Annotated in this window: 23 protein-coding genes; 10 read left to right on the top strand and 13 right to left on the bottom strand. The window is 47.2% G+C overall.

All coding sequences use genetic code 11. The features are described from left to right. Window positions 1–130: 130 nt before the first annotated feature. Together IEV16_RS02230 and tsaB are read right to left on the bottom strand one after the other, a co-directional pair. Window positions 131–325 (bottom strand): CPXCG motif-containing cysteine-rich protein, encoded by a 195-nt coding sequence (locus tag IEV16_RS02230; protein WP_188364048.1) that lies wholly within the window; start codon window positions 323–325, stop codon window positions 131–133. An 11-nt stretch (window positions 326–336) separates the two neighbouring features. After that, window positions 337–999 carry a tRNA (adenosine(37)-N6)-threonylcarbamoyltransferase complex dimerization subunit type 1 TsaB gene (tsaB, locus tag IEV16_RS02225; protein ID WP_188364047.1) on the bottom strand — a complete coding sequence of 221 codons (663 nt, stop codon included), beginning with the start codon at window positions 997–999 and terminating at the stop codon, window positions 337–339. Between the two features lie 57 nt (window positions 1,000–1,056). Between tsaB and IEV16_RS02220 the strand changes: the two genes are divergently transcribed. The 3 genes from IEV16_RS02220 (at window position 1,057) to IEV16_RS02210 (ending at window position 4,609) form a co-directional block, all read left to right on the top strand. Continuing rightward, window positions 1,057–1,866 carry a M23 family metallopeptidase gene (locus IEV16_RS02220; RefSeq protein WP_229728215.1) on the top strand — a complete coding sequence of 270 codons (810 nt, stop codon included), beginning with the start codon at window positions 1,057–1,059 and terminating at the stop codon, window positions 1,864–1,866. Between the two features lie 61 nt (window positions 1,867–1,927). After that, entirely contained in the window at window positions 1,928–2,671 is a 744-nt protein-coding gene (locus IEV16_RS02215) for a DUF4377 domain-containing protein (protein ID WP_188364045.1), read from the top strand. 9 nt (window positions 2,672–2,680) lie between these two features. Next, window positions 2,681–4,609 (top strand): MFS transporter, encoded by a 1,929-nt coding sequence (locus IEV16_RS02210; RefSeq protein WP_188364044.1) that lies wholly within the window; start codon window positions 2,681–2,683, stop codon window positions 4,607–4,609. On the opposite strand, the gene megL is transcribed toward IEV16_RS02210, so the two are convergent. After that, the gene (gene megL / locus IEV16_RS02205) at window positions 4,546–5,775 is read right to left on the bottom strand and encodes a methionine gamma-lyase (protein WP_188364043.1); all 1,230 of its coding nucleotides are present in this window, start codon (window positions 5,773–5,775) and stop codon (window positions 4,546–4,548) included. The two genes, IEV16_RS02210 and megL, sit on opposite strands and share 64 nt — an antisense overlap. A 153-nt stretch (window positions 5,776–5,928) precedes the next feature. Here megL and IEV16_RS02200 point away from each other — a divergent pair, with 153 nt between their 5' ends. Genes IEV16_RS02200 through IEV16_RS02185 form a run of 4 tightly spaced genes read left to right on the top strand, consistent with a single transcriptional unit; the run spans window position 5,929 to window position 11,239 of the window. Further along, complete coding sequence (locus IEV16_RS02200; protein ID WP_188364042.1) at window positions 5,929–7,401, top strand: sigma 54-interacting transcriptional regulator; 1,473 nt, start codon at window positions 5,929–5,931, stop codon at window positions 7,399–7,401. Further along, window positions 7,398–9,107 carry a bifunctional sulfate adenylyltransferase/adenylylsulfate kinase gene (locus IEV16_RS02195; protein ID WP_188364041.1) on the top strand — a complete coding sequence of 570 codons (1,710 nt, stop codon included), beginning with the start codon at window positions 7,398–7,400 and terminating at the stop codon, window positions 9,105–9,107. Before IEV16_RS02200 ends, IEV16_RS02195 begins: the two co-directional genes overlap by 4 nt. A gap of 3 nt (window positions 9,108–9,110) precedes the next feature. After that, window positions 9,111–10,019: a 5'-3' exonuclease gene (locus tag IEV16_RS02190; protein WP_188364040.1), complete on the top strand. Its 909-nt coding sequence runs from the start codon at window positions 9,111–9,113 to the stop codon at window positions 10,017–10,019. Then, window positions 10,016–11,239 (top strand): sigma-54-dependent transcriptional regulator, encoded by a 1,224-nt coding sequence (locus tag IEV16_RS02185; RefSeq protein WP_188364039.1) that lies wholly within the window; start codon window positions 10,016–10,018, stop codon window positions 11,237–11,239. Before IEV16_RS02190 ends, IEV16_RS02185 begins: the two co-directional genes overlap by 4 nt. Window positions 11,240–11,404: 165 nt before the next feature. On the opposite strand, the gene IEV16_RS02180 is transcribed toward IEV16_RS02185, so the two are convergent. The 3 genes from IEV16_RS02180 to IEV16_RS02170 form a co-directional block, all read right to left on the bottom strand. Continuing rightward, window positions 11,405–12,010 (bottom strand): HNH endonuclease, encoded by a 606-nt coding sequence (locus IEV16_RS02180; protein ID WP_188364038.1) that lies wholly within the window; start codon window positions 12,008–12,010, stop codon window positions 11,405–11,407. Between the two features lie 65 nt (window positions 12,011–12,075). Further along, complete coding sequence (locus IEV16_RS02175; RefSeq protein WP_188364037.1) at window positions 12,076–13,401, bottom strand: NupC/NupG family nucleoside CNT transporter; 1,326 nt, start codon at window positions 13,399–13,401, stop codon at window positions 12,076–12,078. A gap of 468 nt (window positions 13,402–13,869) precedes the next feature. Beyond that, window positions 13,870–14,415: a hypothetical protein gene (locus IEV16_RS02170; protein ID WP_188364036.1), complete on the bottom strand. Its 546-nt coding sequence runs from the start codon at window positions 14,413–14,415 to the stop codon at window positions 13,870–13,872. Window positions 14,416–14,618: 203 nt separating this feature from the next. Here IEV16_RS02170 and IEV16_RS02165 point away from each other — a divergent pair, with 203 nt between their 5' ends. Continuing rightward, window positions 14,619–14,912: a DUF6916 family protein gene (locus IEV16_RS02165; protein WP_188364035.1), complete on the top strand. Its 294-nt coding sequence runs from the start codon at window positions 14,619–14,621 to the stop codon at window positions 14,910–14,912. A gap of 6 nt (window positions 14,913–14,918) precedes the next feature. Here the strand turns inward: IEV16_RS02165 and IEV16_RS02160 are convergent, their stop codons facing one another. The 7 genes from IEV16_RS02160 to hutI form a co-directional block, all read right to left on the bottom strand. Further along, window positions 14,919–15,455, bottom strand: a complete 537-nt coding sequence (locus IEV16_RS02160) for a GNAT family N-acetyltransferase (RefSeq protein ID WP_188364034.1) — start codon at window positions 15,453–15,455, stop codon at window positions 14,919–14,921. Further along, on the bottom strand, window positions 15,448–15,804 hold the full coding sequence (locus tag IEV16_RS02155; RefSeq protein ID WP_188364033.1) for a DUF6916 family protein: 357 nt from the start codon (window positions 15,802–15,804) through the stop codon (window positions 15,448–15,450). The genes IEV16_RS02160 and IEV16_RS02155 overlap by 8 nt, the downstream gene beginning before the upstream one ends. Window positions 15,805–15,806: 2 nt before the next feature. Then, window positions 15,807–16,346 carry a phage tail protein gene (locus tag IEV16_RS02150; RefSeq protein ID WP_188364032.1) on the bottom strand — a complete coding sequence of 180 codons (540 nt, stop codon included), beginning with the start codon at window positions 16,344–16,346 and terminating at the stop codon, window positions 15,807–15,809. An 11-nt stretch (window positions 16,347–16,357) separates the two neighbouring features. Then, the gene (locus IEV16_RS02145; protein WP_188364031.1) at window positions 16,358–16,882 is read right to left on the bottom strand and encodes a phage tail protein; all 525 of its coding nucleotides are present in this window, start codon (window positions 16,880–16,882) and stop codon (window positions 16,358–16,360) included. A 9-nt stretch (window positions 16,883–16,891) separates the two neighbouring features. After that, on the bottom strand, window positions 16,892–17,407 hold the full coding sequence (locus IEV16_RS02140) for a phage tail protein (RefSeq protein WP_188364030.1): 516 nt from the start codon (window positions 17,405–17,407) through the stop codon (window positions 16,892–16,894). 15 nt (window positions 17,408–17,422) lie between these two features. Continuing rightward, a complete protein-coding gene (locus IEV16_RS02135; protein WP_188364029.1) occupies window positions 17,423–22,561 on the bottom strand; it encodes a beta strand repeat-containing protein in 5,139 nt (1,712 codons plus the stop codon). A gap of 255 nt (window positions 22,562–22,816) precedes the next feature. Further along, complete coding sequence (hutI, locus tag IEV16_RS02130) at window positions 22,817–24,025, bottom strand: imidazolonepropionase (RefSeq protein ID WP_188364028.1); 1,209 nt, start codon at window positions 24,023–24,025, stop codon at window positions 22,817–22,819. A gap of 47 nt (window positions 24,026–24,072) precedes the next feature. On the opposite strand from hutI, the gene hutF reads away from it, so the two are divergent. Both hutF and IEV16_RS02120 read left to right on the top strand, forming a co-directional pair. Continuing rightward, window positions 24,073–25,329: a formimidoylglutamate deiminase gene (gene hutF, locus IEV16_RS02125; RefSeq protein ID WP_188364027.1), complete on the top strand. Its 1,257-nt coding sequence runs from the start codon at window positions 24,073–24,075 to the stop codon at window positions 25,327–25,329. Window positions 25,330–25,406: 77 nt separating this feature from the next. After that, entirely contained in the window at window positions 25,407–25,937 is a 531-nt protein-coding gene (locus IEV16_RS02120) for a shikimate kinase (protein WP_188364026.1), read from the top strand. Window positions 25,938–25,940: the final 3 nt, after the last annotated feature.

Below are 25,940 nucleotides of genomic sequence, written 5' to 3'. Positions count from 1 at the left end.
TGTCGGAAACAAAAGTGAATGACGCCTCCATGGATGGAGGTGTGCTGCGTGAGCTGGGAGCGGAAGCGTAAGTCCCAAGAACACACCTTTATGAAAAAGCCCGTGACTGAATTATTCACATCAGGCTGGGTCATGATTGATTTTCCGCAGAAACATCGAGTCGCACGATTGTCTCGCCATCGGTAACCACATTCACCACAATCGGCTGACAGCAAACAAAACAGTCCTCAACATAGACCTGCTCAGGGACAGAACAATCCACCACGGTTTCAAAGGTTTCCCAGCAGTAGGGACACTGGATTTTCTGGGTTAGTAATCCGCTCATAAAATTCTTCTTTAACTAAAAACCACCTTATCACGGACATAATGCGGTTGGATGTCGGCGATATTTTGCTGGTCTTTTTTGAAGCGGGTTTGGGCGATTTCTAATAAGGCTTGGGCGTCGGGGAGGCTGTTGGCGTTGATGGGCCGGGTTTTATTGTCATTGATGTGTTCACGCAATAAATCATGAAAGGCGCTGCCGGCGGCGGTGTCGAAATCATTGATATTTACATCTTTGGGTTGACTCACCTGGTCGTCATTCATGCGGATTAGTTGGCCATTCTGCGTTTTAAATTCAGCCCAATAAACTTCACCCATTCGGGCATCGTTTGCGATGAGAATTTTTTGTTCTTGATCGGGGTTGTTCTGAAAAACCTGCCAGGCCATATTTTCTAATGTTGACACACCCATCACCGGAATGTCTAAAGCCAGCGCCAGACCCTGGGTCACCGCAAAGGCAATGCGGACACCGGTGAAGGCACCGGGACCGAGGCCGAATACGATACCACTGAGTTGTGACTTTTTTAATTGAGCGTCGTTTAATAAGCCCTCAAGCCGATCTAAAATAATATTGGCATGTTGCTGCGGTGCGATTTCTGCGGTGGTCGTTATCCGGTCGTTGTGCAATAAACCAACAGCACATTGTTCGGTGGCGGTTTCGATAGCGATGAGGTTCATGACGTTTGGTGTTAAAATGAAGCGATTACAATAAAGGTCTTATTATAAATGATGTGGATGAAATGGATAGTTTTGATGCTGGTTTCAGGTTCTGTATGGGCCGGTGATTATTTTTTAAACATTCAAGGCGAGCCGGTACAAGGGGCTTTGTTGATCGCGCAGACCAATGCAGATGCCAAAGTCACAATCGATGGTGAAACGGTTAAAACAGACCCAGAAGGCTACTTTATGTTTGGCTTTGGGCGGTTTGATACTGAACCCAAAACAATCACCGTGACCTATCAGGAACAAGCCCATCAAAAAACCATTCCGGTGACACCGCGAGACTTTCCCGAAGAACGCATTGACGGACTGCCAGCGGATAAAGTCAATCCACCGGCCAGTTTCTGGGAGCGGATTAAAAAAGAACAGGCCGAAGTGAAACAAGCCCGCGCGGTGTGGTCAGAAGATCGCCATTATTTACAGGATTTTATCTGGCCGGCCACAGGCCGTGTCAGCGGTGTCTATGGCAGTCGAAGAATTCTTAACGGCGAGCCGAAACGACCGCATTACGGCATGGACATTGCCAATGCCACCGGTTCTACCGTGGTGGCGCCGATTTCAGGCACCGTGACCATGGCGGTGGATGATCATTATTACACCGGCGGGACGATTATTCTCGATCACGGCTATGGCCTGAATTCCACCTATTTGCATTTAAGTCAGGTCAATGTAAAAGTCGGCCAAGAAGTTCAGCAAGGTGAAAAAATCGGCGAAATCGGTATGACCGGTCGTGCCACAGGGCCACATTTAGACTGGCGTATAAATTTAGGGACGAATGTTAGATTAGATCCTGAGTTATTATTGCCACCTCCAGACACTGAATAACAGCGTGTTCACCCGCAATTCAAACGTCTTATGTCATGATAAATTATTTTTGGAGTCCACAATGTACAAATTATTGCTGCTTTATCTGTTTGTTCTGATGGCCGGTTGTAGTCACATGTCGCAGCCTGATAAAAACACATCGATGAAGACAGACAGTCAGAACAGTTCTGAGCAATTCTATTGGGTCAACAGCTGGCGAAGAACTTGTGAGGGCGTGGGCGAGCGCATGTGCCTGCAAATCCAGAAAATTGACGAAGAAAATCAACAACAAGCCGATATTAAGAACTGGTCCTTATTGTATGCCCCGATTAAAGGCTTTAATTACGAGCTCGGCCATATCTATAAAATCCGTGTTCAGGAGACCCAATTACCACCGGCGCAAGTTCCGGCCGATGCGTCATCGATACGTTATGAATTGCTGGAAGTCGTGGAAAGACAAGCCGATGACACCCTCCGCCTGCATGATATTTGGGCGCTGACAGAAATACAGGGTGAGTCGGTAGATCGGACTTTGCTTTCAGATCGTGGTGAGGACGTGCCCAGTCTGGAATTTAATTTAACGAAGATGCAGGTGTTCGGCACCGACAGCTGTAATCGACTGTCCGGGGGCATTGTCAAAGCAGGTCAGGGTCGAATTGAGTTCGGTGCTTTGGCCACCACTCTGATGGCTTGTCCTGAAATGAAACTGGCCGATGAATTCACCCGGGCGATAAACAACGTTAAACATTATCAGTTGTCAGGTTTGAAGCTAACGCTTTTAAATGCCGAGAAACAACCTATACTGCAGTTTAAAAAGGTGGATTAAACATACCCCATGAGTACACACTCACAATTTCATTTACTTAAAGAGCGGCGCTATTTGCCGTTTTTTCTGACCCAGTTTTTTGGTGCTTTTAATGATAATGTCTTTAAAAACGCACTGATTATTATGATTGCCTTTCAGGTGGCGGAACAGCACATTAATCTGCTCACCAACCTGGCCTTTGGCTTGTTTATTCTGCCTTTTTTCCTGTTTTCGGCTTTTGCCGGGCAGGTGGCGGATAAATACCCCAAAGACACCTTGATCCGACGCATTAAAATGGGTGAAATCGCCATTATGTTACTGGCATCAGTCGGCTTCTACCTGAATCATGTCGGTTTATTGATTTTTGTGCTGTTTCTTATGGGTTCACAATCGTCCCTGTTTGGTCCGGTTAAATACGGTTATTTGCCCGAGAAACTCAACCGCCATGAACTCATGGGTGGTAACGGTCTGGTGGAATCGAGCACCTTTATTTCGATTTTGTTGGGTACCATTTTAGGCGGTGTTTTAATCGCCATGGATTCCTTTGTACCGATTTCACTGGCGGTGGTGGGTTTTGCCACGTTGGGGTATCTATCGGCGCGACAAATCCCCCTGACGCCGGCGGCTGAACCGACGATTAAACTTGACTGGGGTTTATGGCGCGCCACGGCGGATAATCTCAAGACGGTGAAAAGGCACCGGGATATTTATCTGGCCATAATGGGCATTTCCTGGTTCTGGTTTTTCGGTTCGGTCTTTTTAGCGCAAATGCCCAATTTCACGCGCCTGGTGTTGCATGGCAATGAACATGTGGTGACGCTATTGCTGACCATGTTTTCGGTGGGTATCGGCGTGGGTTCATTATTGTGCGAAAAACTCTCGAATCGGCGAGTGGAAATTGGCTTGGTGCCGCTGGGGGCTTTGGGGCTGGCTATATTTGGTCTGGATTTGTCCATCGCCGGTATGGGTATGGATTTGGATATTGAAGGTATTGTCGGTTTGGGCGAAGTGCTGACATTCACCGGTACCTATCGGATTAATTTTGATTTATTGATGATTGGGGTGTTTGGTGGACTATATATTGTGCCCTTATACTCCATGGTGCAGGCCCGGTCGGAAAAATCCTGGGTTTCCCGAATGATTGCCGGTAATAATATTATTAATGCTTTATTTATGGTGGTGGCCGCATTGCTTGGGATGGTGGTGCTGGCTGGTTTGGACTGGTCCATTCCACAGTTGTTTTTGATTACCATTGGCCTGCACATCATCGTTAGTTTAATTATTTTTAAACTGATGCCGGATTTTATTGTGCGACTGGTGGCTTGGGTGGTCAGTACCCTTGTGTATCGCACCCGTTACAGTGGGTTGCATAACATCCCGGCTGATGGCGGTGTTATTCTGGCCTGTAACCACATCAGTTTTATGGATCCGGTGATTATTTCGGCGCGTTCGCCACGACCGGTGCGCTATGTGATGCATGACCGGATTTATCATTTGCCGATTCTGCATTGGATATTTAGGTTGGCACGTTGTATTCCCATTGCTTCGGAGAAAGAAAATCCTGAGGTGCTGGCAGAAGCTTACCGACAGATTTATGCGCGCCTGGAGGCAGGTGAAGTGGTGGTGGTTTTCCCTGAGGGCCGTTTAACCGATGATGGCCGGGTCGGTGAATTTAAACGCGGTATTGAAAAAGTCTTGCAAAAGTACCCGGTACCGGTGGTACCGATGGCGTTGAACAATCTCTGGGGCAGTATGTTCTCACGCTACCGGAAAAAATGGTACCAACGCTGGCCACGGAAATTGTGGGCACGCATAGAACTGATTGTTGGTGAGCCGATGGTGCCTGAAGAAGTCACCGCCGTTGAATTACAACGGCGGGTTATTGCGCTGAAAAATCAGGCCAAAGCAGATAATCCCTTATTGCCGGATCCGCCATTAAAGACGGATTCCAGAGCCTGATCAAGATCGGCAATGATGTCGTCCACATGTTCAAGGCCGACTGAAAGTCGTAACAGGGAAGGGCTTATTAAGTGAGCAATGAGTTCTTCTTCGGTATAAGTCGAGTGGGTCATGGATGCCGGATGCTGAATCAGACTTTCGGTGTCGCCTAAACTGACTGCGCATAAAATAAGCTCAAGTTGATTGACAAAGTCGGCTGCCTGTTCACGACTGCCGTTCAGTTCAAAAGCAATCATACCGCCTGGTTGACGCATTTGTTTTTTGGCCAGTTCTGCCTGGGGAAAGTTCGCTAAACCCGGGTAGTTAATCTGTTTAACATACGGGCTGGTCTGTAAATACCCAGCGACTTTCTGAGCGTTTTCACAATGCCTGTCCATGCGCACATGCAGGGTCTTCAGGCCCCGCATCAATAAAGCCACATCATGCCCTGAAATCACCGCACCGGTCATGTCTTTGAGGCCATATTGACGGATATGCAATAAAACTTCGGCCGATCCGGCCACCACACCGGCGATGAGGTCGCCGTGACCACCTAAGTATTTGGTCGCTGAATGCACCACAATATCCGCGCCTAAAGCGATTGGGTTTTGCAGATAAGGTGTGCAAAAGGTGTTGTCGACCATAAATTTAATGCCATATTGGCGGGTAATTTTCGCCACAGCAGCGATGTCCACTAAACGCATATTGGGGTTGCTGGGTGATTCTGTGTACACCAGTTTGGTTTTATCAGTGATGTGTTCGCTCAGAAATTGCGGTGTCGATAAATCTACATAATTGACCGCCACGCCAAATTTCTTTAATCCATGCTCAAAAAAGCTAAAGGTACAGCCATACAGGCTTTTATCGGCAATGATTTCATCACCCGGCTCCACCAGAGACCAGATGGCTGAGGTGATGGCGCCCATGCCCGAAGCGGTGACCAAAGCCGCCTCAGCTTCTTCTAAATCAGCCAGGCGTTGTTCTAACTGCTGTTGCGAAGGTGTGCCTAAACGTGAGTAAATATAATGATCGTTGTCGCCGGCAAAAGCGGCACCACCTTGTTCAACGCTGTTAAATGCAAAGGTGGAACTGGTGTGCATGGGTGGCGTCAGCGCACCATGGTTTTGATGCGGGTCGTAACCTGAATGAATGGTGCGGGTGGCGAAGTGAAGTTTATTGGATTTCATAGCAACCATACTGAATTTGGATAATAAAATTATAGCTTGAGAGTCCTGTCCGGCCAAGTTAAAATGCGTAAAAAAATTTTTACAATAATTGTAATAATTATCTTAAATCATTGAATTAAAATAACATATAGATTGTAAGAAAAACAATACACCATGAAATTAGCCATCACAACCGAAAACAAACTCGGCATCACCGACGATATTCTGGCTTTAATTAAACAGCAGCAGGCGGATTTAAAAAAACTCGAGGTTGAGGATGGCAAAATCTATTTGCAAACGCAAGAATTAGACAAGACGACACAAGGCACACTGGCCAGTCAGATTATGCGTGTCCCGGGTGTCAAATGGGTGAATCAGATTGATGTGTTACCCGGCGTGGCCACCCAGCAAATGCTGGCTTCCCTGATGCAGGTGATGCCGGACCCAGTCTTGGGTGTTAACAGTAAAGGACAAATTGCCTATGCCAACAGTGCCGCTGAGCAACGTTTTGGTATTACTTTACACCGTGACAAGCCGGTGTCCATGCAAACCCTGTTCACCCAACCGGGGTGGCAGGATAAACTCAATGCTGCTGCAGAATCCAAATTGCCGGTGAATATTGAAACCACCGGCGGTACCCTTTTATTGGAAGTGCAATCAATTAAAGCGGCCGGTGATAAACCGGTGGCGGCGATGCTGCTGTTTCGTGACCACGAAAAAATTCAGGCCAGCAGTTATGTGGTGCAGGGCGAACAAATTGATGGTTTAAAAAATTTGGTTTACACTTCAGAGTCTTTTGCGCAAACAGTGCAAAAAGCCAAACGTGTGGCAACGGTCGATGCGCCGATTAATATCGTTGGTGAAGCCGGCACCGGTAAGACCTTGTTGGCCCATGTCTGTCACAGCTTAAGTGATCGCGGACACCATATGTTCACCGTGATTGATTGTCAGGCAATGAAAGCTGAGCCTATGGAACAATTATTATTTGGTCGCCATAATCGCCCCGGCGTACTCAATCTCAATCGAGAAGGGACCGTGTTTTTTTCTCATGTGGAATACATGCCTTCACATGTGCAGCAAAAATTATGGCGATATTTTAACCAAGCCACGGACAACACCCCGCGAATTATGACCTCATCCAGCAAACGCCTGGGCTTTTATCAGGAATCTGGGCAGATGAATGCCCGTTGGATTGAGTTAATTAATGTGTTGCGCTTAAATGTACTGCCCCTTCGGGAAAGGGTGGCTGATATTGAACCGTTGGCGTTATACTTCTTACAGCATATGAATCAGGATATCGGTGGCCAGACTGTTTTGCATGATGATGCGCTGATGAAGATGAAACGTTATTACTGGCCCGGCAATGTCAGTCAGTTAAGACAATGTTTGTATAAAGCGGTGATGGTCAATCGCAGCGGTGAAATAACCGCCACTGATCTGGATTTGGACGGTGCGGTGAGTCTGTCAACGGATTTAGAACAATTAACCTTACAAGAAGCGGTGGATGAATTTGAAAAACAATTTATGCAACATTGGTACCAAAAATACCCCTCCACCCGGAAATTAGCGCGCCAACTGGGGGTGTCGCACACCACAGTGGCGCAGAAAATTAAAAAACACAATTTAAAATTAGGACAATCCTTATGAGTATTAACCAACCCCATGGTGGCGAGTTAGTCGATTTATTGCCCACTGAAGAACAAAAATCTGAACGCCAGAAAATAGCCAATGAATTGCCTGATTGGGACTTAACCCCGCGTCAGACCTGTGACATAGAATTATTGCTGAATGGTGCCTTCTCACCCTTACGTGGTTTTATGAACAAGGCTGATTACCAATCAGTGTTAAAAGACATGCGTCTGGCCAATGGCTTATTATGGCCCATGCCGGTCACTCTGGATGTGGATGAGGCCACCGCCGAGGCGGCGCAAAAAGCCGGCCAATTAACCTTACGCGACGAAGAAGGCGTGGTGCTGGCTATTTTAAAAGTCGAAGATGTCTGGCAAGCGGACAAACAAGCTGAAGCGCAAGCGGTTTTCGGTACCACGGATACTAAGCACCCGGCCGTCAATTATCTGTTTAACCAGGCCGGTGATTTTTACTTGGGCGGTGAATTATTGGGGTTGCAATTACCGACCCATTACGACTACCAGCAACACCGTCATACACCGGCAGAAATCCGAAATAAATTTAACAAGCTGGGTTGGGGCCGGGTGGTGGCTTTCCAGACCCGTAATCCAATGCATCGTGCACACCAGGAACTTACCTTTCGCGCCGCTCAACGGGCAGAAGCTAATTTACTGATTCAGCCGGTGGTGGGTATGACTAAGCCCGGTGATATTGATCACTTTACCCGGGTGCGTTGCTATGAACATTTGCTTGAGCGTTTTCCTGAACGCACCACCGCCTTATCCCTCTTGCCTTTAGCCATGCGCATGGGTGGGCCACGTGAAGCTTTGTGGCATGCCATTATTCGTAAAAATTACGGCTGCAGTCACTTTATCGTGGGTCGCGATCATGCAGGTCCCGGTGAAGACAGTAACGGCAAACCCTTTTACGGTCCTTATGAAGCTCAGGAATTACTGCAAAAACATCAAAAAGAACTTGGCATCGAGATGGTTGAGTTTGAAATGATGGTCTATTCGCAAGACAAAGCTCAGTACATTCCGGTCTCTGAAGTGGAAGACAACGAAAAAACACTGATGATTTCCGGCACTGAATTACGTCGCCGTTTACGTGAGGGGCTGGATATCCCTGAGTGGTTTTCTTATCCCGAAGTGGTGAATGAATTGCGCAAAAGCTATCCACCGCGCAACCGCCAGGGTTTTACTGTGTTTTTCACCGGTTTATCCGGCTCCGGCAAGTCCACCATAGCCAATGCCTTACGGGTTAAACTGATGGAAATGATTAACCGGCCGGTGACTTTACTGGACGGGGATATCGTGCGCAAAAACCTGTCCAGTGAACTGGGTTTTTCTAAAGAACACCGCAACATCAATGTGCTGCGCATTGGTTTTGTGGCCAGTGAAATCACCAAAAACGGCGGTGTAGCGATTTGTGCACCGATTGCGCCCTATACACAAACCCGTGCTGAAGTCAGGGAAATGATTGAACCGGTGGGTGGTTTTTTGGAGGTGCATGTGTCCACACCGCTCGAAGAATGCGAACGCCGAGATCGCAAAGGCCTGTATGCCAAAGCCCGTCAGGGTCTGATTAAAGAATTTACCGGTATCAGCGATCCGTATGAAGCGCCGCAGAATCCCGAGCTTGAAATTGATACCCTGGACTATTCCCCGGATCAGGCGACCCAACAAATTGTGTTAAAACTGGAAGCCATGGGCTTGATTGGTTAAAACATGAGTTCAGAGCGCGAAACACAGGATAAACCGGTTTTTCTGATTGATGCCAGTGTGTTTGTGTTTCGCAGTTATTATGCGCTCAAGCCGGAATGGTTTAACCGTCGTAACGAAGCTGTGCATGCGGTGTACGGTTTTGCCCGGTTTCTCATTCGGTTTTTAAAACAAACCCGGGCCAGACATATTGCGGTGGCTTTTGATGAATCCCTGGCCAGTTCTTTTCGCAATGAGATTTATCCGCCTTACAAAGCCAACCGAGACCCGGCGCCTGAGGAACTAAAAAAACAATTTGTCTATTGCCGGCAAGTGGCCGAATTGCTGGGTATTTCAACATTCAAAGACCATCATTATGAAGCCGATGATCTCATTGGCAGTTTGCATAAAAAACACGCCGATGCCGGCCATAAAGTTTGTGTGGTGAGTGCCGATAAGGATTTGGCGCAATTAATCCGTCCCGATGACTGGTGGTGGGATTACGGTAAATCAAAACCCTTAAGCTATGATGCCATAACGGATAAATTTGGTGTTAAACCTGAACAAATCATTGATTTTTTGGCGTTGGCCGGTGATCAGGCGGACAATATTCCCGGTGTCAAAGGCGTGGGGCCAAAGACAGCACAAATTCTTCTGCACCATTTCGAAGATTTAGAGCATTTATTGAATGATTATCGCCAGATTGAATTCCTGTCTATTCGAGGCGCCAAGTCTTGCATGCAAAAAATCAAACAACACCAGGAGGATGCCCGCATCTCGAAATTACTGGCACAAATAGTGCTTGATGTGCCTTTGCCCAATGGTGCTATAATAAAACGACAAAATGTTGACGAGGGAGCCATGCAGACATTTATTGAAGACATGAATTTTGGGCCTTTTTTGCGCCGCGAACTTTTGACGGCCGCTGCCTTATGAATAACGCCAAAAAACGTATTCTGGTGGTGGATGATGAGCCCGATATTCTGCAATTACTGGATATTTCATTAACCCGGATGGGTTTCAGTGTTTTTAAAGCAGAAAGTGTCGGCGCCGCCAAATATCAATTATCCAAATACAGCTTTCACCTGTGCTTAACCGATTTTAAATTACCCGATGGCCTGGGCAGTGATTTGGTGGCTTTTACGCAGGAGCACCATCCACAAATGCCGATTGCGGTGATTACCGCTTTTGGCACCATCAACCATGCGGTGGACACCTTAAAACGCGGTGCCTATGATTTTATCACCAAGCCCATCAGCCTGGAAACGTTGCGCAATCTGGTGATCACCGGTTTGCAGTTGAATCAACCTCAAAAAGTCGATCAACCGCAACACCTTCTGGATGCCCAAGTGCCTTATTTTGACTCACTCAACAGTCAGGTTCTTAAATACGCTGAAAGCGGGGTGCCAACCCTGATTTTTGGGCAACTGGGCAGCTGGAAAGAAGAACTGGCCCATTTGATTCATAAAAACAGCCGTCAGCATGATAAACCCATTACGTTTATTGATTGTGAGCAAGAAGATGTTGATTTAATACCGGATAACAGCGGCACCTGGGTTTATGCCAATATGGAAATCCTGAGTACTGAACAACAAACATATCTGCTGAAACAGCTGAAAACCCTCAGCCATGAACCCCATATTCTGGTGACCACCAACTGGTCTCCTGAAGAGTTTAAGCATTCTCTGGGAATTAAAAAAACCTTGCTGCGTTATTTGGCCGTGGGTGAGATTGAAACCAAGCCGCTTTTATTACTCAAACAACAATTATCGGCAATATGTGAATCTCGTCTGGAAAGTCTGGCCAAAAAATGGCAGAAGGTACCCTGTAAGTTACACCCCGGTGCCATGGCAAAATTACGTTCCTACGATTTTCCGGGGAATTTAAAAGAGCTGGATTTAATACTCTCGAAAGCCGCGATTAATTGTGAAAACCAACTGATTCGTGAAGACGATATAGAATTGGACAACACCGGCTTTCAGCCTCATCTCGACGGTACACGAAACCTCGAAAAATACATCGAAGACATCGAAATCCGCGAAATCAATAATGCTTTGGCCAAAACCAACAATAATAAGACCAAGGCGGCGGAATTACTGGGCATAAGCTTCAGAGCACTGCGATACAAAATCAAGAAATTAGGAATAGAGCCCTGAGATCCAGAGGACAGAGGACAGAAGACAGAGGACAGAAGACAGAGGACAGAAGACAGAGGACAGAAGACGGAAAAAATGACAATGTGTCTTTAGGGAATGGTGTTTTAATTTAGCCGCACCCCTTGGGGGTGCCCAATGCCTAACAATCGTTTCGTACTTTAATTCCTACGCCTTAAACTTCCGAAACGGGGATTTTTTGGGGAAGTGGTTGACCAGGTAATCCATCTGGTCGGCGATGATGTTTTTGTTTTGCAGGAAAATATATTCGGCGTAATTTGGTGCAAAAGGAATCGCCAGTAAGCGCATATTCGATTGCAAGGGGGTGCGGTCGGCTTTGTGGTTATTGCAGCGTTTGCAGGCGGTGACCACATTGCGCCAGATATCAGCGCCGCCTTGTGACAAGGGGGTCACATGATCACGAGACAACAGGTATTTGGGAAAAACATCGCCACAATACAGACACATATTCTGATCGCGCTTAAAGAGGGTTTGGTTGTTCAGTGGTGGTACGTAATGGGCCAGTTGTTTGTGCAAATGATTGTTGTAACCTTTGGTGCCGATAATGGCGGGGATTTCGAATTCGCTTTGGATGCCGGTGCGGGCATTGATGCCGCCGTGGAGGTGATGAACGATGGTGCCGTAGGCGTATTGCACCATGTCTAAAGCCATTAATTTAGCCACTTGCGTGGCATTCAGCCATTCAAGTGGCATCCCCGATGCATCAGTTCTGAGGGTTTGATGCGCCCCGAAGCTAAGCTGGTTAATATACATCTCCACAGGTGGTTTATAACATTACAAACCAGATGAGCGGAAAAATCAAGTTTGGATGTTATTTTTTAACCCACCAGCATACCGGCCATGGTGGCTGATAGTAAAGAAGCCAGGGTGCCACCGATTAAGGCTTTGATGCCAAAAGCGGATAAGGTTTTGCGTTGACCCGGTGCCAGTGAGCCGATACCGCCCACCTGAATGCCAATGGAGGCAAAGTTAGCAAAACCGCAGAGCATATAGGTGGCCATTAAAATGGATTTATCATAGGTCAGGGTCAGGCCGGTGGTGGCGTCTTTTAAACGGGCCAATTGTTCATAGCCGACAAATTCAGAGGCAATCAATTTGACGCCCAATAACTGCCCTAACATGGTAATGTCTTCTACCGCCACACCAATCAGCCACATCAATGGTGAAAATAAATAGCCCAATAAAAATTCCATCGACAGGTTTTCATAAGGGGTATGCTCGGCAATCCAGGCATTCAAAGAGAACCAATCACCGACTGCGGCCAGACCAAAATTCATCATCGCCAGAAAGGCGAAAAATACCAGCAACATGGCACCCACATTAATGGCCAGATTAACCCCTTCGGTGGTACCGTTGGATAAAGCGTCAATAAAATTAGAACCCACAGATTCATGAGAAATTTCCACATTGGAATTAATTTCCTCGGTTTGTGGATACAGCATTTTAGCAATTACAATGGCACCGGGTGCCGCCATAACGGAAGCCGCCAATAAATGTTTGGCGTAAAAAATTTGTTGAGCTTTGTCCTCGCCGCCGAGAAAACCTACGTAAGCCGCTAACACCCCGCCGGCCACCGTGGCCATACCACCAATCATGACCAGCAGTATTTCAGAGCGATTCATTTTCTCCAGGTATTTTTTAATCATTAACGGTGATTCGGTTTGACCCAGGAAAATATTGCCCGCCACCGATAAGCTCTCAGCGCCGGAAATGCGCAAGGCTTTGGTCAGTAACCAGGCCAAGCCTTTAACAATTTTCTGAATAATGCCTAAATAGAACAGCACCGAAGTCAGCGCTGAAAAGAAAATAATCGTCGGTAAAATCATCACCGCAAAGTTAATCAAAGGTGATTCAATTTCACCGGTTCCAAAGGAACGAAACAAAAACGCGGTCCCCGCTTTGGTGAATTCCATGATATGGACAAAGAAACTACCAATACCTTCAAAGATCGCCTGAACAAAGGGTACAAACAAAACACCAATCGCCAGCAGCATCTGAATACTTAAGCCAATCCCAACCACCTTCCAGTTAATGGCTTTTCGGTTACTGGAAAAGGCATAAGCAATGACAACCAAGGTCAACAGCCCCAACAGACCGCGCAGCATTGATTCTATAGAAAACCCAACAGAAGGAATGGCATCCATAAGTACACATGAAATTTAAAACCCATTGATTATAAAAGACCACAGATAAAATAACAGCTTTTAAACATTCCAAAGTAAAAATACTTGCGTCTGGTGGTGCTAATCTACATGGTTAACAGGAAAATGTATTAACCGCCTTGGTCTTCAAGCGCCTGACGGTGTTTTTTATCGTCTTGGTGAATTAATTTTTCCGTGTCTTTGGTTTTTTGAATCATCTTCTCCTGGTCGCTGAGCATATGCTCTTTATTGTCAGATCTGGCGTTTGGCAACGAACACAGCTGTATTCGTTCTCCGTTGAAGTGGCATTAAAGTGGTTAGAGTATGCGATCGGGAACGAGAAGAGGTCTCCTAATAACGAAGTTTAAATTTTTTTGTAATCAACGATTGTAGATATTTGTTTGAAATAAAAAACGACTTACCTGTCAGCGCGTATTGCCCGGACGGGTAAGTCGTTCTTTGATGACAGCTTTAATTTCCGTGACAAGCAGCGCCATCTGTGAAATTGTAATTAGCGTCATATTTTACACAACCACCGGTCCAGTCTTTTGATTGACAGTCGGTTGATTCAGCGTACAAATGACTTTCAAGAATTTTCAAATCACCCTGGGCGCGGGTGAGTTCAGGCGCAGGCAAATAAGAAGTTTCCTTTTTAGCTTTGGCGCAAGTTTTGACGCCGCCTTCGATATAGCCTTCAAATTTACCCTTGGCATCCAGACAAACCTCAATGCTGGTGCCCGAAACACTACCAACATCGCGATAAACCAACTGGTTGATTCTTGCAATGGGCATGTTGTGCCATAAGTCCGTGTGTGTGGTAATGTTTACACAGGAACAAGCCTGCACAGATTTTGTGGCAAGTGCAATCCCGCCGCTGGCAATATCATTATGATTAAAAAAGTGAAATTCAACAGGCTTCTTTGACTGGTTACATAATTGGGCGTTTATGTTCACGTCGGCTAAAGCATACCCTGAGAGCAGTGTCAGGCAGAGCCCTTTAAATAAATTAGTTTTCATAATATTTCCTCTAAGTTACTGTTTTGTATATCCATTTATAAGATTATCCCCAAATATAATCATAGCAAAATATGGTTATTATTCATAGAATTTTAGTTGTTATTATTATCAAAACTGAGACTTCTCCCATGGGCGAGTTTTTTGTACTCTAATGTCTGTAGCAAGTGAGTACGCTATAATAGGGGGTTTAAGAACTGATAACTATGACTTTACCGAATAAAAAACAATTTGAGCAATACAGTGGGGATGACTTTGGGATTACTTTTGTACAGGATCAACCCGTATCGTGTCGTATAGAAGAAGTTAAAGCCGGGCTTAAGCCTCAGAATAAATCGCAGAATGAACAATTTTCAGTGGTGTTTTCATGTGATGAAAAGCAGGTGTTTGAGCAAGGTGTTTATCAGGTTTCTCATTCAAAGATGGGGGAATTTGAACTGTTTTTAGTGCCGGTTTTTGGCGACGATAAAGGTGTGCACTATGAGGCTGTTTTTACTTAAAAGAGATTAACCGGATTGGTTCTTGTTCGCTGATTTTGGGTACCATTCCATATACTGGTAAACACCTTTGTCTTCCACCTGTTGGAAACCATGTTTCAGGTACCATTGGTAGGCCGGATTGAAGTTTTCAACATGGATGACTATTTTTTTCTTTGTTGCCTGAGCTTCTATTAATAACTCTTTAAGCAGTTTAGTACCAAGTCCGCTGCCGCGATGTTGTGTGAGTAATGCCACATCTATCAAACAAATCGAACTTTCATCCCGATCAATATAAATCCGCCCTATGGGTTTGGTCTCTTTGAGTATCAATAATTTTTCAGCTTTAGGGTAGTGGCTGTTGTAGTGTTCATGTTGCGCGGTAAACTGTTGGTCTAGAAATTCGATGCGTTGTTCATCATTCCACGGAGCTTGAAGCACCTCTTGCCATCTAGTGCTGCGATACAACTCAGAAAGAAAAGCCATATCCTTATTAGATATGGCTTTGAATAAAACACTTTTCGGTATAAATTTGAACGACTTTTGGTTCAACCAATTTTCAGGCATGCGTTCTCCGGTTAAAGACCGCCTGTAGTTGATTTTTATTAATAGGTGTCATAAAAATATCGTGCTTAATACCCTTGTGATCAGTCAAATGGTAAATTTTTTCTTGTAAATGATCATCCGGATTATGAACGTCAAAAGTAAGCACAAACTGTTGATGGTCCTTATTTTTTGTGGGCAATTGGTGGCCACTTAAGGTCATTTTAAGTCCATCATCTGTTTGCATGCTGTGTCCAGCTTCAAAATTGATTGAACTTGTTTTAATTGAAGAGGAATGAGCCATCACCGGGCTGGTCAGCACAGATGCGCCCAAGCCGCCAAGGATTGTTTTCGCAAATAGTCTTCTGTTCATGGTTAACTCCTCGAAGGGTACAGACCCACTAATGCGATAATGAAATTAATCACGATTAAGGGCTGTAAGTTGTTATGTGCTTGTGATCCGCCAGTGTTACTGGTGGGGTTCATTGGGCTGAGATTAGATGATCCGTCTGCGTAGAACTGGCCACTGGCTGATGTGCTGGCCATATAGTGACCAGCCGGATCAGGTGTATTGGCACCGCCTCCTGAAATGCCACCGGCATGATTATCAGCAATGAGACTGTGTTGATGTGAGGGGATTTGCGCTTCAGTTAAGGTGACAGTTTCCGTGCCACCCCGTTCACCCAATCGTCTGGACGTTAACCCCGGACCCCGCCCAGGGTGCATGGCCGCTCTGCCCTGAAGGTCAGGCAACGCTGTGGTGGTTCTGCCGTCACCGCCGTAAGTGGTGCCAATCAGGGAAAAAAGAGCCGTGTTTTGAGAAATAGGTAATAACTGACCGTTACAAAAAGCCCAGCCTCTTGGGGCAAAATTGCCGGCAAATATTCTGATTTCTGCGATAAAAGGTTCTGACATAATAATTCTCCTTATTGTCTTGAAGGATAAATTCCCACCAGGGCAATGATGTAATTAATACATAAATAGGGCATTAAATTGTTGTGGCCCCGTGAACCGCCCACGTTGTTTGAAGCACTGTTATCCAGGGGTGTGTTGTTTGTCGAAAGGGCTTCAACATACAGGTTCGAGCCGGCTGTGTCTCTGGCTAAATGACCTGTGGGTGTGGCAGAAGAGCCGGGGGTATTGGCAGCTAACAATTCATGTTGATGACTGGGTAATTGATTAACCGTCAGGGTTTCTTGTTCATTGCCTGCTTTGGCACCTAATTGCCGGGGACTCAATCCCGGGCCCGTGCCTGCGTGTATGGCCAATCGGCCGCGCATATCGGGCAATCCAAATGTAGTTCTGCCGTCACCGCCATAGATTGTTCCGAGTAAACTAAACAAAGCATCATTTTGAGATACGGCTAATAGTTGTCCATCGCAAAAAGCCCAGCCTCTGGGTGCAAAGTTACCTGCAAACATGCGAACTTCGCCGACAAATGGTTCTGACATAATTTTCTCCTAATTGCGTGATGGGAATAAACCTTGTAGAGCAATGCAATAATTCATCGCCAGATAAGGTTGCATGTTATTGTGCGCCTGACCGCCACCGACTGGCGCGATTGTGTTATCTCCCATGGGGGCAGATGCAGTTGAGGCATAGGGCTTGCCATTATTGACAGCCGGTAACAAATTACTGTTCGGTGTGGCTTCAGTGGCGGTATTTCCGGTGCCATTGACAGGATGTTGGTGTTGAGGCATTTCAGCGACTGAAAGGGTATGGGTTTCTTCACCGGTTTTTTGCCCAAGTGTGTGATGGGTTCCTCCGCCGCTGTTACCGACATGAATGGGTACACGACCTCTCACATCAGGCAGTGCAAATGATGTTCTGCCATCGCCGCCATAGGTGGTCCCCAACAGCGAGTACAGGGATTGGTTTTGGTTGATGGGTAATATCTGGCCGTCACAAAAGGCCCAGCCTCTGGGGGCGAAATTAAACCCGACAATTCTGATTTCAGCTAAAAATGGTTCTGACATTATGACTCCTCTTTATTATTGTGGACAACTGCTGGTGACCCCGGTGAATGCACCGCCGACATTAAACACATTAACATCTGTCGCAAGACTGGCGCCTGAATCATTGCTGATGATGTGATTGTCAATTTGTGCTTCGGTTAAGGCCCCCACAGTGGGATTTTCAAGTTGAAATACTGTGCCTGTGAAAGACACAAACCCATAATCTTCGCCATCGACCCCAATTGCATTTGGTGCCGAGGCATCATTGCCAATAATATCGGTACAAAGAACATTATTGTGCCCCGTTCCGGTATTCCCGGCCAGGGCAAATATGCCACCTGAAAAGCCATTATCACCGGCAGAAAAAATGGTGTTATTGGTGGTGGTGACTGACAGTTCTCCGTTACTGTTAGAAGCCCGGTACTCAACACCCACAATGGTTTCATTGCCACCGGAACCAGTCATGTTTATGGTGTTATTGTCAATGGTGATGGTGTTGGCGGCTAAGTTACCGACACCGGTAAAGTTAGAGAAGAAGCCACGGACATATTCATCATTTGATACGATTATATTGTCATTGATAAGACCGCTGATGTTTCTTGATCCGCTTAGAGCATTGTTTGATTTACCGGTACCGTTTGAGCCACCATCGTCCTGGGTATTGTCATTGCCGGTTGCATTTAATGTGGCCAGGGCCGTGGTACCAACTGACTGAGCTGAAATACCCACAAACATCAGGCCATTGGTGCCGGAGCCCGGTCTTGAAATGGAGGCCACACCGGCGCCCGGTTGTAATAGGCTGTTTCTAACATTGGCTGTTATGGTTCCGTTGTTGGCTACAAACAGCGCCCCGGTGTTGGTGTTTTCGATTAGTAAGGTATCACCAACACCAACCGCTGAAGCATCACCGAGTGTGACCGTTAAGTTGGCGGCAGCCGTTGTTGTTCTGGCTTCAAAACCACCTTCACGGGCATTCGATAGCGTTGAGTTGCCATCAATCACTAAACTGCCTGTTCCAGTGTTTTGAACCACCAACACGGCGGTGTCACCAACGGTGTTGTTAACGGTGAGGTTTTGCCACCGGCTTTGTTGAGCACCTGAACCTGATAAATTGACCACATAGATACCATGCTCATTGAGATCATCTGAGACATTTTGAACGGTAACGCCGTCCATATCAAAATGGGTTACATTTTGACCGAATATGCCCAGCTCATCGGAGGCATCGCCATTGCCATCAATCACTGTATTAACAAGGTTGATGTTACTCGAATTCACCAATTCAATGGCTGCATGACACACACCTGTGACGCCACTCACATCCGCCAAACAACCGGGAGATTCATTGGCACTGTTGGTGAAATTCATGTTTCTTAAATCAATGTTACTGGTATTCATGGCCGTAAAACCACTGGTACTGTTATTTTGAATGGTGCCACCACTGCCTGCCGTGGTGCCGGTGCCGGTTATTCTGAACTGACCGGCACCTGTGATGGTGTCTAATACAATGCCGGACGTGGCGCCATTGACATTCACCTGATTAAATGTCATCCCCGAGGCACCGATTGAAACGTTTTGCAAATCAACAGCCACACCGGTGGTGGTGTCAATGGTGTTGGTGCCGGTTACATTGAGCGTACCACCGTTAGATGCTGTGAATGCGGCGTTGCCGGCGGTGTCTAAATCGATGTTGGAAAAATTAACTGTTTGGCCGCCATTATTCGCCAGATTGATGCCTGTACCGCTGTCAACAAGGGCACCTGTAAAACTGACCGTGCCACCGGAGTTTGAGGTTATATTGACTGAACGTCCGGCTGTGTTGTTTATATTGCCCGGATAACTCATGGTTAATGTACCGCCAATTATTTCAATTGCAGGAAGTGCGGATCCATTGGTAATACCGGCTGTTGCGGCAGAAATTGCCAGGGTGCCGCTGACACCGTTGAGGGAAAGCGCCGATGAACTGTTGCTATTGGAGCTTAATTCATCTAATTGAACATTGTTGGCAAAAGCCGCACTGGTACTTATGTTTATTGCGCCGCCATTGCCGCTGATACTGGTTTCAGAAATGTTCAGGTTACCGGCTGTGCCGCCACTGATTCCATAGCCTGTGGTGTTGCCAATATCGACCCCTCGAATGGTGTTATTAAGTGCTAAACTGACACCGTCAGCAGAACTGGTTATCAGCGGGTTGGGGCCGCCCAAACTGGGTCGGGCAACACTATAGGCCGGCGGTGTGATGCCGGCAACACTGTCAAACGTTCCGGTTGTTCCCTGGCCGAATAGAACCTGGTTATTGGCCAGTGTAATACCGGCTTCATTGTAGATGCCTGCGGCTAAATAAATATAATCACCGTCTGCCGGTGTGGCTGATCCATTAAAGGCAGCCAAACTATCAAAAGGTGACATTAAAGTGCCGTTGCCACCGGCTGAAGCGCTGTTGTCAATAAACCACACCACATTGCCGGTCACATTGAGATTAACGGTGGCCGGCGTACTGCAGGCTGCGGGTAAGGGTATGCCATTATCACAGACCTGATATTGAAAGCTGTCAGTGCCGGTAAATCCGGGGGGTGGATCATAACTAAACGCTCCGTTACCGGTATTCACGGTTACAGTACCATTATTCACAGTGATGATGGTACCGCTGCCCTGAATGTTTAAAGCAGTACCCTCCACATCGCTGGCACCGGCCAATAAATCATTGGCACCATCGGCAATGGCAATACGGATATTGGGTGTCACCGAAAAAGGTCCCGGTGGAGTCACTGTGGGGGCGTCATTAACCGGATTAACGGTGATGGTGAGAGTAACCGGCGGACTGCTTGTGTCAACACCACCATTTGCGGTGCCGCCATCATCCATCAACATCACATCATAACTGGCACTGCCAAAAGCGTTGGCATCAGCGGTGTATTCCACCTGTCCGGTGGTGCTGTTGACTGACGGGGGCACGGCAAAAGACAAGGTTGCATCGATGCTGGTTTGGGTCAGCATAAAGCTCAGGGTTTGTCCCGATTCATTGGCGGGGCCTGCCGAAATGGCCGATGCCCAGGCCAATGATTGAGGACCGCCGTCTTCGTTGCTGGCGGGCGGATTGCCACCGTATGTAAATGAGGGGGCATCATTGACATCTGCGATATTGATGGTGAAATTTTGCGGTGCTGATGTATCCTGGCCGCCATTGGCTGTGCCGCCATCGTCTGAGGCGGTTACGGTCACCACGGCTGAACCGTTGGCATCCGGTGCCGGTGTATAACTTAAATTACCGGCAGCATCCAGAGCAGGCTGTACAACAAACAGTGCATTATTGTTATTTGTCACGGTAAAGCTGACTGTTTGAGACGCTTCATCCGCGGGTCCGGGTGCAATACCGGTGGCCCAACCATTGACTGTTTGGGCGCCACTATCCTCGAGAATGTTCTGGTCGGCACCCAGTGTGAAAACAGGTGGATCATTCACCGCTGTAACGGTAATTATAAATGATTGAGGCGGTGAGGTGTCATTGCCGCCATTGGCGGTACCGCCATCGTCCATGAGTTCTAAGGTGATATTGGCCACACCATTGGCATCAGGCGCCGGTGTGTAACTTAAATCACCATTGGCGGCCACCGAGGGGCCGGCAGAGAACAAAGACGGATTATCATTGGCCGTTATATTAAAGGTCAGGGTCTGGCCGGCTTCATCGGGCGGACCGGCTGAAATACCCGTTGCCCAACCATTTACCGTTGTGGCACCGGCGTCTTCGTTATTGGTTTGGTCAGGACCTGCCGTAAATGAAGGTGGATCATTGACATCCGTAATGGTGATGGTTAGGCCCACAGTGGCAGAAGTGTCCGCACCCCCATTAGCCGTACCGCCATCATCGGATAAATTCAGGGTTAAATTGGCTGTGCCACTGGCATCTGTTGCGGCTTCAAAATTCAGTGTGCCCGATGCATCAATGGTGGGTTGGGTGCTAAACAGTGCGCTGTTATCATTACTTAGTATAGTAAAAGATAAAGTTTGACCTGTTTCATTCGGTGCACCGGGTGAAATATTCGTTGCCCAAATCTGGCTATAGGGTCCGCCGGTTTCCAGGTGAGTGACATTACCACCGGAAGTAAAGGTGGGCGCGTCATTAACTGCCGTAATGGTTACATTGGCACTCGCCGGTGCTGAATTAACCTGGCCGTCGTTAGCGACAAAGGTGAACGAATCATTGCCGTTAAAATCTGCATTCGGTGTGTAAACCACGGTTGATGTGGTGCTGTTGACCACAGTAAAAGCGCTTAAACTGCCGTTAGCGGGCGGGCTGTTAACGCTGAATGTGAGTGGGTCACTGTCGCCATCTGAACCGGTGACGGTGAGCGTAATCGGATTGTCTTCCAGTGTCGTGTCGCTCAGGTTATTCGCCACCGGCGCCTGGTTTTCCACATCCACCACATCCATGCGGAAATAAACGTCATCATTGTGAGAAGTGAAGAAGACGTTGGTTAAATCGGCGTAACTGCCCGGCGCTGAGGTATCATTAATGGGATCGGTGTTGGCCGGTGTCACACCACTCCAGTCAGCGGTTTGACCATCGACAACAATTTGCACCGCCCAGGCCAATGAAGAACAGGCCACCAACACAATCACCACCGAAAGTTTACTGTTAATATGGTGTCTGGATATCATCAAGAATCCAATTAACAAAATAAACACTGCCACTAACCCAATGGCCGGCACCGGTAAAGCCATTCCTAAAATAATCGGATTTCCGTCAACATTGGTGAGGACAATATCAGAAGCGATGTCAGATTCGGTGGCGTAATAGATAACCACTGCTCGAGAAGCACTGGCATTCATGGTCGAACGGTTAATGCCGACTTCAAACACATCCTCGTTGTTTAAACCGGTGTTTAAGCCCAAAGCCGCCGGATTTATCGATGTACCCGTATCAAAGGTTGTGCCTGCGCAATTGTGATAAAGGGTGTTGGTAATGTTAGGTGGTTGGCTGCTATCGGTGGTAATGGTTAAACGACCGTCAGCACCATTAATGGCTGTGGAGAAGGCCGGTAGATTAACGTTGCAACCCGTACCTGGGTTATTATCCGTGTCCACATAGACGTGGTAGAAGCGATTTTGAGCCTGACTGTTAAAAGCGGCCAGAACTATGACCAATAGAATAAAAATTTTCAACCCACGAATCATACGAACTCCAAAAACACAAAGCAGTGAAAATAATCGGGGTTTTTGAGCAAAAAAATTGCCATAATCTTCCCCCCATAAAAGACTCATTTAAGGTTAATTTAATTTTCAAAAAAAGTCAAAATATATATTTTTAATTTCAATTAAGCTTGGCCCATGTGGATGATGATTTGAAGATTTGGCTAAACTGCTCATTTGGTGGACAGGTATAGCGTTTCAGATGTTGGGGTAGGAAGTGATAATGACTGAATGGGTTAATCACTTAAAAACCCCAATCACCGGATTCTCGCCTTGCCAATACACAATATCCGACGGTTTGTGGGCTTGCCAGTGGACTAAGTGGGCTTGTTTGCCGACTTCGATGCTGCCTTTTGTATCGCTCAGACCTAAGGCTTTGGCGGCGTTGAGGGTGACGCCGAGCCAGGCTTCGGGGATGGTGAGGCCGAATTGGGTGCAGGCCATGTGCAGGCATTGCAGGATATTGGTGGTGGGCGCGGTGCCGGGGTTGCAGTCGGTGGCGATGGCCATGGCGACGCCGTGTTTGCGGAATGCGGTAATCGGTGGTTTTTGTTTTTCTTGCAGGGCGTAAAAGGCGTAGGGTAGTAAAGTTGCCACGGTGTCATGTTCGGCCATGGCTTTAATGCTTTTAAGTGAGGTGTATTCCACATGATCGGCGGATAAACCGCTGTATTCGGCCACCAGACCGGCACCGCCTAAATCACTGAGTTGGTCGGCATGCAGTTTTACCGGCAAACCCCAACGGGCGGCGGCATCGAACACCTGGCGGGTTTCATCGGGGCTAAAGCCAATGCCTTCACAAAAGGCATCCACGGCATCGGCGAGTTTGTCTTTGGCGACTTTCGGGATCAGTTCTTTGCAGATGAGATCGATGTAACCACTGCGATTGTCTTTATATTCCGGCGGTAAGGCGTGGGCGGCGAGTAAGGTGGTTTTGACATCGACTTCGGCGGCTTCACCGGCAGCGCGAGCGACTTTCAGCATTTTGATTTCATTATCCACATCCAGGCCGTAACCGGATTTAATTTCCACCGTGGTCACGCCCTGAGATTTTAAATGCAGTAAACGCTGTATGGCAGCCATTTCTAAGTCTTCAAAGCTGGCTTCACGGGTGGCTTTAACGGTGGATAAAATACCGCCGCCGGCTTTGGCGATGGCTTCATAAGAGACACCGGCTAAACGATCGGCGAATTCATCAGCCCGCGAGCCGCCAAACACCAGATGGGTGTGACAATCAATCAAGGCGGGGGTCAATAATTCACCCTGTAACTCATAGACTTCATCGCAACTAAACTGTTCGCTCTGGGCTGATGAGCCAATCCATTGAATCACGCCATCGCTGATGGCCACCGCGGCATCGTCCAGCAATTCATCCACCGCCTGTAAGTCACTGCAGGTGGCGATGGTGGCGTGTTTAATTAAAAGGTCGCATTTTTTCGTTGAGTTCATGGCGGTTCTATTTGACAATGAATGTATTGAAAATCACATTATAACCAATGACAAACTATTTTTTTCAGCAGGCTTTATTACCCGAGGGCTGGGCCAAAAATGTCCGGGTGGTGGTAGAAAATGATCTGATTCAATCCGTTGATTGTGACGTTAGTGCTGAACCGGGTGATAAAAAAGCGGCGGTGGTGATTCCGGCCTTACCCAATATCCACAGCCATGTGTTCCAGCGCGCCATGGCCGGTTGCAGCGAATACCGTTTGCGTGAAGATGATGATTTCTGGTCGTGGCGAGAGCTGATGTATTCATTGGCCAACGCCATGGATGTGGATGATTTTTATCAAATCGCCAAATCCACTTTTCAAAGCATGAAAGACCGCGGTTATGCATCGGTTTGTGAATTTCATTATGTGCACCGGGATTTAAATGATCCGAGTAACACCCATGCCCAGGCCGAAGCCATATTAAAAGCGGCGGATGAGGTTGGTCTGCCGATCACTTTACTGCCGGTTTTATACAGTTATTCAGGGTTTGGCGATAAGCCGTTATTAGATGAGCAACAACGGTTTTCATTAAACACCGATGAGTATCTGGAACTGTACGCGTATTTAGACAAGAAACTCAAACCACAGCAGCGACTGGGCATCTGTTTTCATTCACTAAGAGCCGTGAGCCCTGAACAAATGCACACGGTGTTAAACGCTTCACCCAAAGATGCGCCGGTGCATATTCATATTGCCGAACAAACCGCTGAAGTGAAACAATGCCAAGAAATATACGGTCAAACGCCGGTGGCCTGGTTGCTGGATAACTTCGACGTGAATAAACGTTGGTGTCTGATTCATGCCACCCACATGACCGAACAGGAAACTCAGGGATTGGCGGGGTCCGGTGCGGCGGCCGGCTTATGCCCGCTGACTGAAGCCAATTTAGGCGATGGTATTTTTCCGCTTGATCATTATAAGAACCACAATGGCCGATGGGCCATCGGTTCAGACAGTAACGTAAAAATTAATCCGGCCGAAGAACTGCAAATGCTGGCCTATTCGCAGCGCCTGTCTTTACGTAAGCGGGTGGTGTGCAGTGATGAGAAGCAGCCGCATGCCGGCAGCTGGTTGTGGCAACAGGCCATGATCGGAGGTGCTCAAGCCAGTGGCCAGGCGCTGGGTGGCATTGCTGAAAATCAAATCCCGGGATTTTTAAGCTTAACTTCACTTAATCTGCCGGATGACAAACGGGATCGGGCGGAGGCTTTACTGGATCGTCTGATTTTTGCGGATGATGTCCATACTGAACGATTAGATTAAATCGGATTTTGAGTTTAATTTAAAAAATGACCGCTAATCACCATGCTACAATGACGACAAATCAAACGACAGGGATTATGCCGCTTAAAAAAAACGCCAACATCATACTGATCGGCCCCATGGGTGCCGGCAAAACAACCGTCGGGAAACAACTGGCCATGCGCCTGGGCAAAACCTTTTGTGATGTGGATCAGGAACTGGAAAAACGCACCGGTGTGCCAGTTAATTTAATTTTCGATATCGAAAAAGAAGCCGGTTTCAGGTTACGCGAAACCGCCATGCTGACCGAATTATTACAACGTGAAAATTGTATTATTGCCACCGGGGGCGGGGTGGTTGTGACTGATGAAAACCGTCAACTGTTAGCGCAAACCCCGCATACCGTGGTGTATTTAAAAACCGCGGTTAAACACCAGTTAAAGCGACTAAAGCGTGACAAACAACGGCCACTGCTGCAAGGCGCCGGACGGCGTGAACGGCTGATGAAACTGGCTAAAGAACGCAATCCCTTATATGAATCTGTTGCTGATTTAAGCTTTGCCAGTGGCCGCAACAGTGCCTATGGCATGGCACAAAAAATTGCCGACTATTTGACCAGAGACAGATAAATT

Source organism: Marinicella pacifica (assembly GCF_014636635.1).
In the GTDB taxonomy this organism is placed as follows: Bacteria; Pseudomonadota; Gammaproteobacteria; order Xanthomonadales; family Marinicellaceae; genus Marinicella; species Marinicella pacifica.
The sequence above is the reverse complement of the archived record's forward strand: the minus strand, read 5'-3'. Positions and strand labels throughout refer to the sequence as shown.